This window comes from Leisingera sp. JC1, assembly GCF_001679925.1.
Classification (GTDB): Bacteria; Pseudomonadota; Alphaproteobacteria; order Rhodobacterales; family Rhodobacteraceae; genus Leisingera.
In genome coordinates, this window is sequence record NZ_LYUZ01000001.1 from 136,502 (window position 1) to 154,015 (window position 17,514).

Here is a 17,514-nt window from a genome sequence, read left to right on the forward strand (position 1 = left end):
TGGTTCAGCCGGTCATGCCCAGTGAGCACAACAAAAATCGCGTATCGTTCGGTGATACAATTCGTATCATTTGTTGAGTGGTCGACAGATCGTGGACCAGTAATACTGTTCAGCGTTGCTTCAACGCCTGAGCAAGCAAGGCCAAACCGGGCTCGATTCTGGTGGCAGGAATCGAGGAATAGCCGAGCCGGTAATAGTTCTGCTTGCGGTGCTCTGCTGCGAAGAAAGGCGCGCCGGGTTCAATGATCACGCTTTTTTCCCGCAGTCGCTCGGCTACTGCTGTGGCATCGATATCATCGGGCGCCTGCATCCACAGGGCTGAACCGCCAAAGCTGCCGACCCCTGCAATGGTCAGTCCGTGTTTGCGGATGGCATCCTCGATCACTGCGCGCCGGTCGTGCAGAACCTTGGCGATGCGGCGGATCTGTGCGTCGTAGTGGCCGAGTGAAAGGAAGTAGGCCACGGTGCGCTGCACGTGGCCGGGGGGGTGCCGCAGCACGCTAGCGCGCAGTGCGCGGGCTTGGCGTATGAAAGGTTCGGAGCCGACCAGATAACCGAGTCTAAGGCCCGGGAACAACGATTTGGAAAAACTGCCCGCGTAGATAACCCGGCCCTCGGTATCGAGCGACTTTAGCGAAGGCGAAGGTGCGCCGAGGAAAGACATTTCAAACTCGTAATCATCTTCCACAATCACGGCGTCGATTTCGCTGGCGCGCCGCAGCAATTCCTTGCGGCGCTCCATTGGCATTGTGAATGTAGTGGGGCTCTGGTGGCTGGGTGTGCAGAAAATTACGTTAGTGTCATCGGGGATGCTGCCAGGCGGCAGGCCACGCTCATCGACAGGAATGCAGTCCACCTGACACCGGGTCTGCACCACCTGGTCACGCAGTGTATAATAGGCCGGATCCTCCACGGCTGCGCGGCGCCCGCGGTTCAGCAGCAGCTGGCAGGTGATCCACAACGCGTTCTGAGCTCCCAGTGTAATCAGGATCTCTTCGGGCCGTGCCGTGATCCCGCGCCTCGGCAGGGTGTGCCGGGCGATGTATTCGATCAGCAGCGGGTCGTCCTGGTCAAAATAATCGTTGGCCAGTGCGGAGAAGTCCTTTTGCCCCAGAGCCCGCAATGCGCAAAGCCGCCAGTTAGCGTGATCGAACAGCGAAGCATCGGCCTGACCGTAAATGAACGGATACCGGTATTCGCGCCAATCCTGGGGCTTGCGGGGGGTGTCGCCGCCGGTAAAGCTGCGCGCCATCACCTTTCCCCAGTCAACAGTATCGCCGGATTTCTGTTGCGGTGTGTAGGAGGGTGGCACTGGTGCATTGTCGGAGACAAAATACCCTGAACGTCCGCGAGAGGTGAGATAGTCGTTCGCCAGAAGTTCTGTGTAGGCCAGCGTTACGGTGATCCGGCTGATGCCCAGATGCGCGGCCAGCTTGCGCGAGGACGGCAGCTTCTCGCCAACCCGGAAGCGGCCGGACAATATGCCCTCGGCAATCATTTCCTGGATCTGTGCCTGCAGCGTGCCCTGAGCGTCCGGATTCAGGAAAAAGGTGTCAACGGAGATGGCCATGCAGGCACATTAGGGTGGACTTAAGTGGGGTGCAATCTGGACTTAGGGCCAGTTTGGAGGAATCTGCGCCTTGTACTGGCTGTGCAGGCAGTGCCAGATAGCTTCATGTCGAAAATCATTGGCCACATTGCTTTTGCAGTTTTATTGACTCTTCTCACACAACTCGGCGGCATGGCCTGGCTGGTGGCTCTTATGTTCCGGCGCAGGCTTGCAACATTCCTTATTTTGTACTTGGGCCTCAGCCTGGCGGCCATCTGGGCCGCCCCGCACTTCGGTCGGGTTGCTCTCAGCTGCTGGCAGCAGGGCACTTTGCAAATGCAATCCTGGCTATTCTGTGCATTGAACCGGAACTTCATGGCACCGGAGCTGGCCGAGGTGCTGCAGGAAGCAGCAGCAGCGGTTGATACAGTTTACCCTGGTACTGTAACGCAGGTTCTAGATGCCAATTTCCCGTTTCTGGCCGGTTTTCCGCTGATTCCGCACTTGTCTCACCATGACGGTCGCAAAGCGGATCTCGCGTTCTACTATTCAGATGCATCGGGCTACAGCCCCAAGGCAGTCCGGTCTCCGATTGGCTACTTTGCCTTTGAACAGGGAGTGTCAGAATGCCCGGATGCCAGGCCGTCGCTGCGTTGGGACCTTCAGGCGCTGCAGCCATTGTGGCGGGATTTGGAGGTTGATGCGGACCGAACGCGTCATCTGCTGCGGGTTCTGGCAGCGGACGACAGGATCGGAAAAATCTTTCTGGAGCCGCATTTGCAGGACCGGTTTGAGGTGAGTTCCGGCAAGCTGCGCTTTCAGGGGTGCCGTGCTGCGCGGCACGATGATCATATCCATCTGCAGCTTTAGTTTGGCAGAGAGGGTGTGCTGCCGATGACTGTTGCAGCGCTGGCCGGAATGCCGCCCTGCCTCAATACCCATGCCGCGCCGCCGCTTCTGGCTGGCCTGATGGAGCAGGGAATGAGTGCAGACGCCTCCATGGCCTATTTGGTAGCGGGCGCGGTCAGTTCTGTTCCCGCCATGGCTGCGGTCTGGTCGCCAGTAAAAAACAATAGTATTCGCAGCCTATCTGGGGTTGGGAGAAAGCGGCGCGGTTTTGTCTGGCGTTCTATTCCAGTGGATCTGAAATACCCAAGTCCGGCGCCGCGCTGGCGCGCGGCGCCGTTTCCTGTTCCAAAGAAGTCTCGGAGATTTGAGCCTCCCTTCAGAAGGGCCCGGGATTGTTTTGAACGCACTGTGCCGGGGCCAGCTGCCTAGCGGCGGGCCATTGGCAGCACTGCCTTTGCGTTTCGCAAAAGAAAACGCCCCGGAAATCCGGGGCGCAGTTTTTTCGTCCAACAGGGAGAGGTTGTCAGCCGAATACTTTGGTCAGTGCTTTGTCGACCGCATCGCAGATTGCGTCGATATCATCTGCGGTGGCGATCAGTGCCGGGCTGAAGCACAGGGTGTTGTTGCGGCCAGGCAGCGAGCGGTTGGTGACACCAATAATCACGCCCTGTGCACCGCATTCTGCGACAACCTGCTGGGCCAGTTTCTCGTCCACCGGTTCTTTGGTTTCGCGATCCTGCACCAGTTCGGCCCCCAGGAACAGGCCTTTGCCGCGCACGTCGCCGATCACTGTGTGCTTCTCCTGCAGCGCGCGCAGGTTGTTCAGCATCCGCTCGCCCATGGCAGCGCAGTTGTCCAACAGGTTCTCGTCTTCGATGATCTGCATGTTGACCAGCGCCGCGGCGGGGCCAGCGGTGCAGCCGCCGAAGGTGGAGATGTCGCGGAAGTAGTTCATCGGATCGGAGGTGTCGTCCTTGAACATTTCAAAGACTTCTTCGGTGGTGACCATGCAGGCAATCGCCGCATAGCCGGAGGCGACGCCTTTGGCCATGGTCACGAAATCGGGTTTGATACCGTACTGCTGGTAGCCGAACCATTTACCGGTTCGGCCGACGCCGCAGACAACTTCGTCGATGTGGAGGAGCACGTCGTACTTCTTGCAGATTTCCTGCACACGCTCCCAGTAGCCTTCGGGCGCTTCGATCACGCCGCCGCCCGCGGTTACCGGCTCCAGGCAAAGGGCGCCAACGGTTTCCGGGCCTTCGCGCAGGATGACTTCTTCGATGGCGTCAGCTGCGGCAATGCCGAACTCGCGGCCCGAGAGATGTTCCAGGCCCAGCTCATGTTTGCGGTATTCCATGCAGTGGGGCACGCGGACGAAGTCCGGCGCAAAAGGACCGTACTGCGCGTTGCGCTCGTCCTGGCCGCCTGCCGACATGGTTGCCAGGGTGGAGCCGTGGTAGTCGCGGTCGCGGTACAGGATCTTGGTTTTCTTGCCGCCATATTTCTTGTGGGCGATCTGGCGGACCATCTTGAAGGCCTTCTCGTTGGCCTCTGAACCGGAGTTGGTGTAATAGACGCGGGTCATGCCCGGCATCTTGGAGATCAGCTTTTCGGCAAACAGCGCACCGGGAATGGAGCCCGCGGAGTTTGCAAAGTAGCAGACCTTCATCAGTTGGTCATAGACAGCCTTGCAGATGTTTTCGCGGCCATAGCCGACGTTGACAGTCCAAACGCCGCCGGACACAGCATCCAGGAATTCCTTGCCGTTCTGATCCCAGACGCGCATGCCCTTGCCCTCGACAATGATGCGCGGGTCGGAGGATTCCAGCGCCTTGTGCTGGAACAGGTGGTGCCACATGTGGGCCTTGTCGGCCTCGACCACACGGGAGAGATCGTTTTCGTTGAACGTGCCGTCCATGACATGTCCTTTCGGCGTTAGAAGTGAATCAGGCTGCCCGGAACCCTACAGGGCTTCTGAGGCGTATTATGTACCAGAAACGTCAGTTTCGGGGAATTCGTTAGGGCCAGAGCATATGCTTGCTTAGGTCCAGAGGTGAGGCCCGACTCCAAGGGCAGAGCGTCGCCAAGCCGTGCCAAAAGAGCAAATGTTCTGAAGTCTCCGGCTTGAGAGCGTATGTCTCGTGACGGCAAGCTGCCAAATGATCCCAACACGAGTCGCGGCAGTGCAGCCGCGTAGGAGGAGACAGGTGGCAGAGTACAGTTTGATGGTGGCACCCAACGGGGCCAGGCGGGGTCGTGTAGATCACAAGCAGCTGCCAATGACGCCGCAAGAGACGGCGGAAGCTGCAACTGCCTGCTTCGCTGCCGGCGCCCAGGCTTTGCACCTTCATGTGCGCGACAAAGAGGGGCTGCATTCGCTGGATGCGGGCCGCTACCGTGAAACCCTTGATGCGGTGCAAGAAAGTGCACCGGAGATGGCGGTGCAGATCACTACAGAAAGCGCAGGCCTTTATGATGTGGCCGCCCAGATTGCCTGTCTGGAGGCGTTGCGCCCGGCGGCAGCCTCTGTATCGGTGCGGGAAATGGCGCGGGACACGGTGCTGGCCGCACGCGCTTATGCTCTGTGCGCGGAAGCAGGCACGCAGGTTCAGCATATTCTGTACGGTTCAGACTGCATCGCCCGACTCCGTGCCTGGTATCAGGATGGTACAGTGCCAGCTGACATGCGGGATGCGATCTTTGTTCTGGGCAAGTACAGCCCGCCGGTTTTGGGGCAGCCAGAACAACTCAAGTCCTTCCGTGACGCCACGGCAGATTTACGCCTTAGTTGGACCGTTTGTGCCTTTGGCCGCCACGAGCAGGCTTGTCTTCTGGCGGCGGTTGCCGCGGGCGGGGATGCGCGAATCGGATTTGAGAATAACATCGAAACACCAGAAGGCGGGCATCTGGCAGATAATGCAGCCTCGGTTGCCGCCTTCGTTCAGGCCGCAAAGGCCCAAGGCCATACGCTAAAGGAGTGCTGATCATGAGTCATGTTTTTCCTCGCCACACCAAGGCCAGCCTGCCTACTGCTGTTGCAGGTGACGGTTGTTATTTGATTGATGCGGACGGCAAGCGCTATTTCGACGGCTCTGGCGGTGCTGCAGTCTCTTGTCTCGGCCATTCCGACGCGGATGTAATCAAGGCGGTGCAGGACCAAGTGGGCAAGCTGGCCTTTGCCCATACCGGGTTCATGACCTCTGATCCCGCGGAAGAATTGGCAGATCTCCTGGTGGCCAACGCGCCGGGGGACATTGACCGGGTCTATTTTGTCTCCGGCGGCTCTGAGGCCACCGAGGCCGCGATTAAACTGGCCCGCCAGTACTATCTGGAGCGAGGGGAAACACAGCGGCACCGCATCATTGCCCGCAAGCAGAGCTACCACGGCAACACCCTCGGCGCGCTGGCGGCGGGCGGTAATGAATGGCGCCGGACCCAATTTGCGCCGCTGCTGATCGACATCTCCCACATCTCGCCTTGCTATGAATATGTAAACCGGGCTGAGGGAGAGAGCAGCTATGACTATGGCCAGCGAGTTGCCAATGAACTGGAGGAGGAAATTCTCCGTCTCGGCCCGGACACTGTGATGGCTTTCATGGCGGAACCGGTGGTTGGCGCCACTTCCGGTGCGGTGCCTGCGGTGGAAGGATATTTCAAACGCATTCGCGAGATCTGCGACAAATACGGGGTTCTTCTGATCCTGGACGAGGTGATGTGCGGCATGGGCCGTACTGGGCATCTCTTTGCCTGCGAGGCTGACGGTGTGGCGCCGGATATTCTGTGCATCGCCAAGGGCTTGGGCGCTGGTTACCAACCAATTGGGGCGATGCTCTGCACCAGGCAGATTTATGAGGCGATCGAGAGCGGTTCCGGCTTCTTTCAGCATGGCCACACCTATATTGGCCATCCTGCTGCAACTGCGGCAGGGCTGGCAGTGGTTAAAGCGATGCTAGGGCGTGGATTGGTGCAACGTTGCGCCGAGATGGGAGAGAAACTGCAGGCCGCGCTGGAGGACGGTTTCGGCCAGCACCCCAACATTGGCGACATCCGCGGCCGCGGGCTGTTTCGCGGGGTAGAGTTGGTCGCAGACCGCGACACCAAATCTCCATTTGATCCGGCGCTGGGTCTGGCGGGGAAAATCAAGAAGGCAGCATTTCAGGCCGGTCTGATCTGTTATCCGATGTCCGGCACCCGCGACGGACGGAACGGCGACCATATACTGCTGGCGCCGCCGTTCATTATCTCTGAGGAACAGATTGTTGAAGTGGTGGACAAGCTGGAAATTTCGATCGCTCAGTGTTTGCCTGATGGGTGAACTCTAGGCGTGCGGGGCACGTCCGGCCTCAGGCCGGGCGTCGTCCTCAGATGAGAGCGGTTCCGGCAAATCCCAGTTGTTCAAGGATGCTGGTATAATTTTCGACTCCTTGTGCGCCGGTGACCAGGTGACGCCCGTCGAAGACCATCGCAGGAACCCCGCGAATTCCCTGGCCCGTCCAGAGCGCTTGTCGCTGGCGGACACTGTCTGCGTAGGACCCGCATTCGAGCGCGGTTCGGGCCTCGGTACCAGCCAATCCGATAGCTTCGGCGGTCTCCGCCAGAACATCCGGGTCCGACACATCCTTGCCATTAGTGAAATAGGAGCAGAGCAACGCCTGTTTCATTTCGTGGCCTTTGCCGCTCTCATCCGCCCATTCGATAAGCTGGTGTGCTTGAAAGGTATTGTAGATCCGCATGCCGTCAAAAAAGCGGAAGGTGAAGCCCAAGGCTGCGCCAAGATCCGTCAGTTGAGCCCTTACCTGCGCCGATTGCGCTTCCGTGCTGCCGTATTTCGCTGCGAGGTGCTCCCGCAGGTTCTCACCTTCGGGGGCCATGCCGGGGTTCAGCTCAAACGGTTGCCAATGGATGTCCAGGGTGATCCCTGTGCGGCGGGCGGCAAGGGCAAGCTGGCTATAACCCACGGCGCACCAAGGGCAGACGATGTCTGAGATAATGTCAACCCGAAGAGCGGTGCGGGGAGTCTGGGCTTTTGCCATGGGCGGTTCCTATGGTTTCCGTTTCTTGCAGAAACATGGGTGCAGCGGACGGGCAAAACAACCGCTGGCGCGGCGCCACATGGCATTCGACCCTCAGGCTAGTGTTCTGTAATCAGCCCTTACCCAATGTGCTCGCTTCGCGGGCCAACTCCTTGATAGCACTCCAATTGCCAGATTGAACTAGATCACTGGGTGCGACCCAGCTGCCACCGGCGCAGACCACATTGCCCAAGCTCAGGTAGCTCTCTGCGTTGGCGGGTGTGATGCCGCCAGTGGGGCAGAATGAGATCTGCGGCAAGGGCGCGCCGATGGCCTTGAGCGCCGGCGCGCCACCGGAAGCCTCCGCGGGGAAAAACTTCAGCATGCCGTAGCCGCGGGCCAGCAGCCGCATTGCTTCAGTAGCGGTCGCTGCGCCTGGTAAGAGCGGAAGGCCGATCGATTCACAGGCGTCCAGCAGGTAATCCGTGGCACCCGGCGAGACGCCGAACGTGGCGCCGGCCTCCTTGGCGGCCTCGGCGTCCTTGGGGGTGATCAGCGTGCCGGCCCCGACAACGCCGCCTTTCACCTGCGCCATTTCGCGGATCACGTCGAGCGCCGCGCCAGTGCGCAGGGTGACTTCCAAGGCGGGCAACCCGCCTGCCACCAGTGCTTCGGCAAGGGGGCGGGCATGGGCCGCGTCCTCCACAACCAGCACCGGCATCACCGGTGCCAGGGCGCAAATCTCGCAGGTGCGCAGGCTGGCGTCCTGAGGGGTTATCCGCATCTTTCAAACTCCAAATACGCTGGCGCCTTCGTCGGCTGAGGCAACCGAGCGGCGGAACAGGGAAAACAGCTCGCGGCCGGTGCCGTGCTGATATGCGCTGAGGTCGGCGGTGGCGGCTTCGCGCTCAAGCGCGCCTTCGGTCAGGATTTCCAATGTGCCCTTCACCGCATCGAGCCGCAGCAGATCGCCGTCCCGGATCCGGGCAATCGGGCCGCCGTCCAGGGCTTCAGGAACCACATGGATCGCCGCCGGGATCTTGCCAGAGGCGCCGGACATCCGCCCGTCTGTGACCAGAGCCACCTTTTGGCCGCGGCCCTGAAGGATACCAAGGAACGGCGTCAGGCTGTGAAGCTCTGGCATGCCGTTGGCCTTGGGGCCTTGGAAGCGCACCACGACGATCACGTCGCCGGTCAGTTCGCCGGCTTTGAACGCCACCTTGGCCTCTTCCTGGTCGTGAAAGACCCGGGCCGGGGCTTCGACCACCTGATGTTCTTTCGCGACTGCTGAGACTTTGATGACAGAGGTGCCCAGATTGCCGGTCAGCCGCTTGAGTCCGCCGGTCTTCTGGAACGGCGCATCCGCGGGGCGCAGTACTGCGTCATTAAGGCTTTGTCCGGTCCCGGGGCGGAAAGTGAGACCGTCCTCGGAAAGGAACGGCTCTTGCGTATAATGTTCCAGCCCTTCGCCTGCGACCGTCCTTGTGTCCGGGTGCAGAAGCCCCGTCTTCAGCAGCTCGCCAATCATGTAGCCTAGTCCGCCTGCGGCATGAAAATGGTTCACGTCTGCCAGGCCATTAGGATAGACCTTGGCCAGCAATGGCACAGCTTCAGACAGTTCCGCAAAGTCTTGCCAATCCAGGATGATTCCTCCCGCCCGGGCCATGGCGATCAGGTGGATCAGCAGGTTGGTAGAGCCGCCGGTAGCCATCAGCCCGACGATGCCATTGGCATAGGCCTTCTCGTCCAGCACGTCGCAGACCGGGGTGTAGTTGTTGCCCAGGGCGCTGAGCGACAGAGCCCGTTTGGCGCCCTCGACCGTCAGCGCCGCGCGCAGCGGCGTGCCGGGGTTCACGAAGGACGACCCGGGGAGATGGAGCCCCATAAACTCCATCAGCATTTGGTTGGTATTTGCCGTGCCGTAGAAGGTGCATGTGCCGGGGCCATGGTAAGCGGCCATTTCCGCCTTCAACAGCTCATCCCGGGAAATCTCACCCGCCGCGAACTTCTGGCGTATCTGCGCCTTTTCATCATTGGCGAGGCCACTAGTCATCGGTCCTGCAGGCAGGAAAACTGCCGGGATGTGGCCAAAGGCCTGGGCGCCGATAACCAGGCCCGGCACAATCTTGTCGCAGACGCCCAGGAACACCGCCGCATCGAACACGTTGTGGCTGAGTGCGACGCCTGCTGCCATGGCGATGGTGTCGCGGGAAAACAGGCTCAGCTCCATGCCTGCCTCGCCCTGGGTGACACCGTCGCACATCGCAGGCACTCCGCCCGCCACCTGCGCTGTGCCGCCTGCCTTGCGCACCGCATCGCGGATCAGCGCAGGATAGGTCTCAAACGGCTGATGCGCCGACAGCATGTCGTTGTACGCGGTCACAATCCCCAGATGCCCCTTGCTTCCTTCCGCCAGCGTTTGCTGATCCGGACCGGATGCCGCATAGGCATGGGCCTGGCCGGAGCAGCTGAGATGCGCCCGGGCCGGACCCTTGCCCTTTGCCGCGCGCATCCGCTCCAGGTAGGCGGTGCGGGTCGCTTCGCTGCGTAAGACGATGCGCTCTGTGACGGCTGCCAATGTGGAGTTCAGGGTCATGTCGTGCCTTTGCTGTCAATTGCGAGGGCGGAGGTAAGGTGTGCCATATTATTCTCCGATGCTGCGCCAACGGCGGCCGTCGCGGTGGATCAGCAGCAGGGAGTCGTCAGGGCCGGCACTGCCGCTGTCATAGGGCTGCGGCGTGTCCCCCGAGTCCTGCCAGCCGGCGATGATCGGATCGGCCCAAGCCCAGGCGGCTTCGACTTCGTCCCCGCGCATGAACAGAGTTTGGTTGCCGCGGATTACATCCATGATCAGCCGCTCATAAGCGTCCTGAGGGCGCCCGGATTCGGCAAGTTCATCGGCAAAAGTCATGTCCAGGTTGGCGCCGGTTAGCCGCATGCCGCCAGGCCCCGGATCCTTGATGGTGGTTTTCAGCGTAATGCCTTCATCCGGCTGCAGACGGATAACCAGAACGTTGCCATGCACAGTTCCTGAGCCTTCGAAGATGTTGTGCGGCGGATCGCGGAAATAGACGGCAATTTCGCTGACCCGCCCTCGCAGGCGTTTGCCGGTGCGCAGGTAAAAGGGCGTGCCGGCCCAACGCCAGTTTGCCACCTCAACCTTGAGAGCAATGTAGCTTTCAGTACGGCTGGCGGCATTGCCTGCATGATCGCGGTAGCCATCGCCTTGCTGGGCGCTGTTTCTGCTGCGATATTGACCGCGGGCAATGCTTGCCTGCGGCACAGGGCGCAGCGCTTCGATCACTTTGACTTTCTCGTCCCGCACCGAGTTGGGGGTGAACTGCGCGGGCGGCTCCATTGCTGTCAGGCAGAGAAGCTGCATCAAGTGGTTCTGCACCATGTCTCGCATGGCGCCGGATTTGTCATAGTACTCGCCGCGCCCCTCAACGCCGATGCTTTCGGCCACGGTTATTTGCACATGGTCGATGTGGGAAGAATTCCAAAGCGGCTCGAACAGCGAATTGGCGAAACGCAGAGCCATAAGGTTCTGCACTGTCTCCTTGCCCAGGTAATGGTCGATCCTATAGATCTGCTGCTCTTCGAAATGCTCTCGGAGAGCGGCGTTCAGAGCCTGAGCTGAGGCAAGGTCGTGGCCGAAGGGTTTTTCCAGAACAATGCGGCTTTCGGAAGTAGCGATGCCGGTCTCGCTGAGCCGGCGGGCGATGTCGGTGAACAGCGACGGGCCAACTGACAAGTAGAAGGCGCGCACTGCGTCGTCACGCAGTTTTCCGCGAATCTCATCCCACCCGGCATCGCCGCGGGCATCAACGGCGGCATAGTCCAGCAGCGCGGTGAAAGACGCGATCTCCTTGGGGGTGGTCTCTACTTCCTGGCCGAATTCGCGGATCGCATCCGCAGTCTGATTGCGGAACTCTTCCGCAGTCAGTTCGCTGCGCGAAGTGCCAATGATCCGGCAGTCACTGCTGAACTGTCCGATCTGAAAGCGATGAAACAAGGCGGGCAGGATTTTACGGCGGGCCAAGTCACCGGTCGCGCCAAACAGCACGAGGTCAAAAGGGTCAACTGGGATGACGCGGGAAACCATTGATATTACATCGCTGTTCCATTGGGGCCGAAAGGCCAGAGCATTGTGCCGCCAAGGGCGCGGCAATTCAATTCCCTCTGCTGGCCTAAGGGCAGTTTAAGTTTCGTTATCGCTAACATGTTGGTTGTCCAAGGGCTACAGAAAATTTTGTTGGCGGCAGCATAGCTGTACGGATTTTGTGGAACTGGGAACTCTGCGTCTCAAAAATAGAATTTGATCAAATGTTGCCCAGGGGAGCGGCAGGGGCTAAGCATGTCGGGAAGAAAACAGTTTCCGACAGGAAGGAATGCCCATGAAGCCGCTTGCAGGCCTGAAAGTGGTCGAACTTGCCCGCATCCTGGCCGGGCCGTGGATCGGCCAGTCGTTGGCGGATCTGGGTGCCGAGGTAGTAAAGGTTGAAAGCCCCGACGGCGATGATACCCGCAAGTGGGGCCCGCCTTTCATCGAGCGGGGCGGTGACAAGTCAGCTGCTTATTATTATGCCGCCAATCGTGGGAAAGACTGCGTAACCGCCGACTTCCGGACAGCAGAAGGCAGGCAGGCAGTAGTCAGGCAGATCCAGGATGCCGATATCCTGATTGAAAACTTCAAGGTCGGCGGGCTGAAAAAATACAGTCTTGATTACGAGACGCTCTCCGAAATTAACCCTCGGCTGATTTATTGTTCGGTCACAGGTTTTGGCCAGGACGGACCTTATGCGTCGCGTGCCGGCTACGATTTCCTGCTGCAGGGAATGTCCGGGCTGATGTCGATCACCGGTGCACAGGATGGTCAGCCGCAGAAAGTTGGCGTTGCAATCACCGACATCGTAACTGGGCTCTATGGGACCATCGGCATTCTGGCTGCGGTGGAGCAGCGGCATACAACGGGGCGAGGCCAGCATCTGGATATGTCCTTAATGGATTGCGCAACGGCCCTGCTGGCGAACCAGGCAATGAATTATTTGGCGACCGGAGAAAGCCCTTCGCGGCTGGGAAATGACCACCCCAATATCGCGCCGTACCAGGTGATGGCAGTCAATGACGGCCATGTCATCCTGGCGGTCGGGAATGATGGCCAGTTTCAGAGGTTGTGTGATGTCCTTGGATTGTCTGAAGTGAAATCCGATGCACGGTTTCAAACAAATCAGCTGCGGGTGGCAAACCGCAAGGGTCTGACTGCTATCCTGGAAACGGCGCTGGCTGATTGGTCGCAAGCCGAACTACTGGCCTCTCTGGAGGCGGCAACTGTGCCAGCTGGACCGATCAACACCATAGGGCAGGCTTTCGAAGATCCGCAAATCAGGCACAGGGGCATGCAAATTGCGCCGGAGGGCGTGCCGGGAGTGCGTGGCCCGTGGAAATTTTCAGACGCAGAGCTTTCACTGGAGAAATCTGCACCTAAACTGCCAAAATAGATGCAATGATTTGCGCGAACAATAACTGAAAGCGCGTAAACTCGCTTACATCCGCGCGGAAACGCTCACTTTGCAGCGGAGACGGATTTGGCGAAGGTGCGGGCAATGGCGGACGCAAACCACAGCCGAAGGAATAGTCCATGCCCGGTGCATACAAGCTCATTGAAAACACTTGGATTTCCCTGCCCGACGGTCGCAGGCTGGCCGCGCGCATTTGGCTGCCTGAAGGCAAGGGGCCGTTTCCAGCAATCCTGGAATACCTTCCCTACCGCAAACGTGACGGTACTGCGCCGCGGGATGAGACCACGCATTCGGTCTTTGCCGCAGAAGGCTACGCCTGCATCCGGGTGGACATTGCAGGTACCGGTGACAGCGAGGGCGTGTTTGATGACGAGTACTCAAACCAGGAGCTGAGCGATGGCGAAACCGTACTGGAATGGATAGCTGCGCAAGATTGGTGCAACGGCAATATTGGCATGATCGGCATCAGTTGGGGCGGCTTTAACGGGTTGCAACTCGCGTTCCGCCGCCCGGCTGCACTGAAGGCTGTGGTTTCTGTCGCCTCGACTGTGGATCGCTATTCGGATGACATTCACTACATGGGGGGCTGCTTGCTGAGCGACAATGCGAACTGGGGCAGCCAAATGTTTGCCTATCAGTCGCGCCCTTCAGATCCGGAGCTTCGTGCGGATTGGCGGGAGGATTGGATCAGGCGGATCGAAGGGATGCCTTTCATGGCCGCGGAATGGCTGCAGCAGCAGACAAGGGGCGATTTCTGGAGGCATGGTTCGGTCTGTGAGGACTGGTCTGCTATTCAGGCACCAGTGCTGGCGATTACCGGCTGGGCAGATGCCTATGTGAACGCACCTCCGGCGCTGGCTGCGAATTTGACTGTGCCTGCCAAGGCAATGATAGGCCCTTGGGAACACCGCTACGCCCATATCGCCAAGCTGGATCCAGCGGATTTTCATGGGGAAGTGCTGGCTTGGTTTGGCAAGTGGCTGAAAGGCGAGGAGACCGGGGCTGAAGAGTTGCCGGACTACCGCGTATTTATTCAGGAACATTTTAGCCCCACAATGCAGAACAAGCCGCGCCAGGGCCGTTGGGTGGCAGAGGCTGATTGGCCTTCGCCTAATGTGCGTGATCGGGTCTTGCACATGGGCAGTGGTGTATTGGCGGAAAAGCCTGCCAGCAGTGTGCAGGCCGTCAGCAATCCTGCAACTGTTGGGCAGGCTTCTGGCTATTTTTGTCCTGGGATGCGTTTTGACAATGAACTGGCGGGCGACCAGGCGGATGATGACAGTATGTCGGCCTGTTTCGATACCGTTCCGTTGGAAAACCCGCTTGAACTCTTGGGCCGCCCGCGGGTGAAGGTGGCCTTCAGCGCGGACAAACCGGTAGCACAGTTGGTTGCGCGGCTGTGTGATGTGTCACCTGAAGGTATATCTCAGCGGATTACATTCCGAGCATTGAACCTCGCCTGCAGGAACGGTTTCGAAGCTCCGGAGAAACTGATTCCCGGCAAGCGCTATGAGGCCGAGATAGAGTTGAATGAATGCGCCCACCGTCTGAGGGCGGGTCATGTTCTGCGGCTGGCCTTGTCGACGTCTTACTGGCCGGTTGTCTGGCCTGCACCGGAGGCGACCGAGGTGACGCTGTACTTGGAAGGCTGTTCGCTGGTGTTGCCGGAGCGCTCTGTTTCCAAAGAGATATCTCCGCAAAACCCTGGTGCTCCGCGTGACTACCCTGCGCTGCAGAGCGAGCAACTTCGTGAGGCTCGCGGCACATCAAAAACCTGGTTCCGCGCGGACGGCGCGCTGGTTCTGGACACCTTCGATGATTACGGCAAAGCGGTGGACCCGTATCACGGCATCTGCGTTGGTAGCCATGTCACCATGCACTACGAAGTGCATCCCGATGATCCGGCCACGGCCGCCTTTGCCAGCGATTGGAATTTCGAATTCGAGCGCGGCGACTGGCAGGTTTCAATCGACACGGAGAACAGAATGACATGCGACAGGGAGAACTTCTTCCTATGGCGCAAGGTCACGGCCTATGAAGGGGAAGGCAAGGATGTAGTGGTTAGCAAGGAATGGCAGGAAACCATTCCCCGCGGTGTTCTTTAAGCCACGCCAGATAGTTGTGCGGAATTAAGGTTTGCGGTGTTAGCAAGGCCATCGCAAGCCTGACGTTCAGAAATCGAGCCCGAGATCCAAGGTGCGGGCGGAATGGGTCAAGGCGCCAGAGGAGATATAGTCAACACCCGTGGCGGCAACCTCAGCGATACGCTCCAGCCGCATGTTGCCGGACGCTTCGGTCACGACGTGACCTTTGGCAATTCCTACGGCGTTGATCAGGGTAGGCGTGTCCATATTGTCCAGCAGGACCACGTCAGCACCGCCTGTGGCAATGACCTCAGCCAGCTGATCCAGGGTATCGACTTCGATTTCCACCTTCATCATGTGACTGACGGAGGCCTTGGCGGCTTCCAGTACGGCTTTGACGCCTCCAGCGGCCGCAATGTGGTTGTCCTTGATCAAGATGGCGTCCGACAAGCCGAAGCGATGGTTGTAGCCGCCGCCGTGAAGAACCGCCTGTTTTTCGGCAATACGCAGGCCCGGAGTCGTTTTGCGGGTGCAAGTTATGCGCGTGCTGGTGCCTTTGGTTTCTGCGGCAAAGGCCGCTGTCAACGTGGCAATGCCGGTCAGGCGGCCCGCAAAATTCAGCGCTACACGCTCGCCGGACAGGATTGACGCGGCGGAGCCTTCGATGGTCATCAGCGTGTCGCCTTTTTGGCAGGCAGAGCCATCGGGCAGAAGCGTTTCGACTTTCAGTCCGGCATCAACCAGGTGAAAGGCGATGCGGGCGATCTGCATGCCGGAGACCACGCCATCCTCCCGCGCGTTCACTCGTGCTGAATAGGTGGCAGAAGTGGGGATCACCGCGCGGGTGGTGATATCGCCGTTTTGGCCCAGGTCTTCCATCAGTGCGGCCCGCACTATCGGTTCCAGGATCAGGTCGGGCAGGGTGGCGAATTGGGTGCTCATGTCAGCTCCTTTGCGGCCTTGGCGCGGATCGCCAGGGCCTCTTCCAGGGTGATGCGGGTGCGGCGGGCCTGTGCCGGGTCGCTCTCGGGGAAGTCGTCGCGGAAATGACCGCCGCGGCTTTCCTCGCGCTTGAGCGCAGCTGCAGCAATCAGTGTCGCAGTGGCGCACATGTTGAGGAAGTTTTCGTCTTCGGCCTGTTCATCCTCAAGCCGGGCGATGGTGGCGAGCGCCTGTTTCAGGCCAGCCGCAGTGCGGCGGACTCCAGCGTGGGCGGTCATCACCTCGCGCAGGGATTGTACTGCTACCGGAGCAAGTTCCTGCCCGCCCGCCGAAAACACAGGGAGGACTTTGGCGGTATCTGCCGCAAGGTTCAGGGCGGCAATGTCCCGGGCGGCATTGCGGGCGTAGACAAGCGCTTCTAGAAGGCCGTTGGAAGCAAGCCGGTTGGCACCATGCAGCCCGGTGGAGGAAGCCTCACCGCAGACCCAGAGGTTGGCTAGATTGGTGCGGCCATGAAGGTCGGCCTCAACACCGCCCATGTGATAGTGAGCGGCGACGGCAACGGGGATCGGCTGCACCACCGGGTCGATGCCTGCGCGGGCGCAGGTTTCGGCGACGGTCGGAAAACGGGTCAGAACTTCGGCACCCAGGGCCTCTCGGGTGTCGAGCAACGGGCGGCGGCCTGCCTGTGTCTCAGCAAAGATCGCACGGGCTACAATGTCGCGCGGGGCCAGTTCGGCATCCGGGTGTGCCGGAATCATGAAGCGCTCACCGTCCACGTTGATCAGCACAGCGCCTTCGCCGCGCAGGGCTTCGGTGGCAAGTGGTGCGGGATCTTCACCGATATCAAAGGCTGTCGGGTGGAATTGAACAAATTCCGGGTCAGCTATGCGAGCCCCGGCGCGGGCGGCAAAGCCGATCACCTGGCCGCGGATACGCGGCGGGTTGGTGGTGTGGGCAAAAAGCCCGCCGGAGCCGCCGCCCGCCAGCAGCACGCCTGGCGCCTTGACCAGCACCGGGGCAGAGGGTTCATCCGCGCGGGTGATCCAGATGCCGGTGACAGTGCTGCCCTCGGTCTCCAGCCGCACGGCTTGGGTGTTTTCCAGAACTTGCACGGAGGTGGCCGCGCGGACCGCGGCAATCAGCGTCTGCATGATCTGGTCACCCGCCTGGTCGCCCTTGACCCGCACAACGCGGGCGGCGGAATGGGCGGCCTCGCGGCTCATCACATAGTTGCCGTCCGCGTCACGATCAAACGGCGTGCCGAGTTCGGTCAAGTCGATGATGTGTTCGCGCGCCACCCTGGTGACCATGGCGGCGACCTCGGGATCGACCGTGCCGGCCCCCGCCTGCAGGGTATCGGCGGCATGCGCCTCGGGCGTGTCGTGGCTGGCCATTGCCGCCGCCACACCGCCCTGCGCCCAGGCGGAGCTCGCGCCCTCGCCCAGGGATTCGGGGGAGATCACCAGAACCGGCCGGGGGGCCAGCTCAAGAGCGGCATAAAGCGCGCCCAGACCTGCGCCGGCAATGACGATACGGCCGGTTTCGATCAC

The 17,514-nt window shown here is 60.2% G+C and carries 13 protein-coding genes and 1 pseudogene; 6 read left to right on the forward strand and 8 right to left on the reverse strand.

Annotated features, from left to right (window positions below; translation table 11 throughout):
- Positions 1 to 109: 109 nt before the first annotated feature.
- Complete coding sequence (gene pdxR / locus A9D60_RS00665; protein WP_065265811.1) at positions 110 to 1,570, reverse strand: MocR-like pyridoxine biosynthesis transcription factor PdxR; 1,461 nt, start codon at positions 1,568 to 1,570, stop codon at positions 110 to 112.
- A gap of 105 nt (positions 1,571 to 1,675) precedes the next feature.
- Between pdxR and A9D60_RS00670 the strand changes: the two genes are divergently transcribed.
- A complete protein-coding gene (locus A9D60_RS00670) occupies positions 1,676 to 2,419 on the forward strand; it encodes a hypothetical protein (protein WP_065265812.1) in 744 nt (247 codons plus the stop codon).
- Positions 2,420 to 2,422: 3 nt separating this feature from the next.
- Positions 2,423 to 2,696: pseudogene (locus tag A9D60_RS26915) on the forward strand (permease); the annotation flags it as partial.
- 225 nt (positions 2,697 to 2,921) lie between these two features.
- Here A9D60_RS26915 and A9D60_RS00675 read toward each other — a convergent pair.
- Positions 2,922 to 4,319: an aminotransferase family protein gene (locus A9D60_RS00675; RefSeq protein ID WP_065265813.1), complete on the reverse strand. Its 1,398-nt coding sequence runs from the start codon at positions 4,317 to 4,319 to the stop codon at positions 2,922 to 2,924.
- 307 nt (positions 4,320 to 4,626) lie between these two features.
- On the opposite strand from A9D60_RS00675, the gene A9D60_RS00680 reads away from it, so the two are divergent.
- Both A9D60_RS00680 and A9D60_RS00685 read left to right on the forward strand, forming a co-directional pair.
- Positions 4,627 to 5,385: a 3-keto-5-aminohexanoate cleavage protein gene (locus A9D60_RS00680; protein WP_065265814.1), complete on the forward strand. Its 759-nt coding sequence runs from the start codon at positions 4,627 to 4,629 to the stop codon at positions 5,383 to 5,385.
- A gap of 2 nt (positions 5,386 to 5,387) precedes the next feature.
- A complete protein-coding gene (locus A9D60_RS00685) occupies positions 5,388 to 6,716 on the forward strand; it encodes an aspartate aminotransferase family protein (RefSeq protein WP_065265815.1) in 1,329 nt (442 codons plus the stop codon).
- A gap of 46 nt (positions 6,717 to 6,762) precedes the next feature.
- On the opposite strand, the gene A9D60_RS00690 is transcribed toward A9D60_RS00685, so the two are convergent.
- From A9D60_RS00690 to zwf, 4 genes are all read right to left on the reverse strand, one after another.
- Positions 6,763 to 7,434 (reverse strand): DsbA family oxidoreductase, encoded by a 672-nt coding sequence (locus A9D60_RS00690; RefSeq protein ID WP_065265816.1) that lies wholly within the window; start codon positions 7,432 to 7,434, stop codon positions 6,763 to 6,765.
- 112 nt (positions 7,435 to 7,546) lie between these two features.
- Positions 7,547 to 8,197, reverse strand: coding sequence for a bifunctional 4-hydroxy-2-oxoglutarate aldolase/2-dehydro-3-deoxy-phosphogluconate aldolase (gene eda / locus A9D60_RS00695; protein ID WP_065265817.1), 651 nt, complete (start codon positions 8,195 to 8,197; stop codon positions 7,547 to 7,549).
- Positions 8,198 to 8,200: 3 nt separating this feature from the next.
- The gene (edd, locus tag A9D60_RS00700) at positions 8,201 to 10,009 is read right to left on the reverse strand and encodes a phosphogluconate dehydratase (protein WP_065265818.1); all 1,809 of its coding nucleotides are present in this window, start codon (positions 10,007 to 10,009) and stop codon (positions 8,201 to 8,203) included.
- A gap of 48 nt (positions 10,010 to 10,057) precedes the next feature.
- Complete coding sequence (gene zwf / locus A9D60_RS00705) at positions 10,058 to 11,518, reverse strand: glucose-6-phosphate dehydrogenase (RefSeq protein ID WP_065265819.1); 1,461 nt, start codon at positions 11,516 to 11,518, stop codon at positions 10,058 to 10,060.
- 292 nt (positions 11,519 to 11,810) lie between these two features.
- Between zwf and A9D60_RS00710 the strand changes: the two genes are divergently transcribed.
- Both A9D60_RS00710 and A9D60_RS00715 read left to right on the forward strand, forming a co-directional pair.
- Positions 11,811 to 12,914 (forward strand): CaiB/BaiF CoA transferase family protein, encoded by a 1,104-nt coding sequence (locus A9D60_RS00710; RefSeq protein WP_065265820.1) that lies wholly within the window; start codon positions 11,811 to 11,813, stop codon positions 12,912 to 12,914.
- Positions 12,915 to 13,054: 140 nt separating this feature from the next.
- Positions 13,055 to 15,040, forward strand: a complete 1,986-nt coding sequence (locus A9D60_RS00715; RefSeq protein WP_065265821.1) for a CocE/NonD family hydrolase — start codon at positions 13,055 to 13,057, stop codon at positions 15,038 to 15,040.
- Positions 15,041 to 15,106: 66 nt separating this feature from the next.
- Here A9D60_RS00715 and nadC read toward each other — a convergent pair whose 3' ends face one another.
- Both nadC and A9D60_RS00725 read right to left on the reverse strand, forming a co-directional pair.
- Positions 15,107 to 15,961, reverse strand: coding sequence for a carboxylating nicotinate-nucleotide diphosphorylase (gene nadC, locus A9D60_RS00720; protein WP_065265822.1), 855 nt, complete (start codon positions 15,959 to 15,961; stop codon positions 15,107 to 15,109).
- Positions 15,958 to 17,514, reverse strand: a complete 1,557-nt coding sequence (locus A9D60_RS00725; RefSeq protein WP_065265823.1) for an L-aspartate oxidase — start codon at positions 17,512 to 17,514, stop codon at positions 15,958 to 15,960. The genes nadC and A9D60_RS00725 overlap by 4 nt, the downstream gene beginning before the upstream one ends.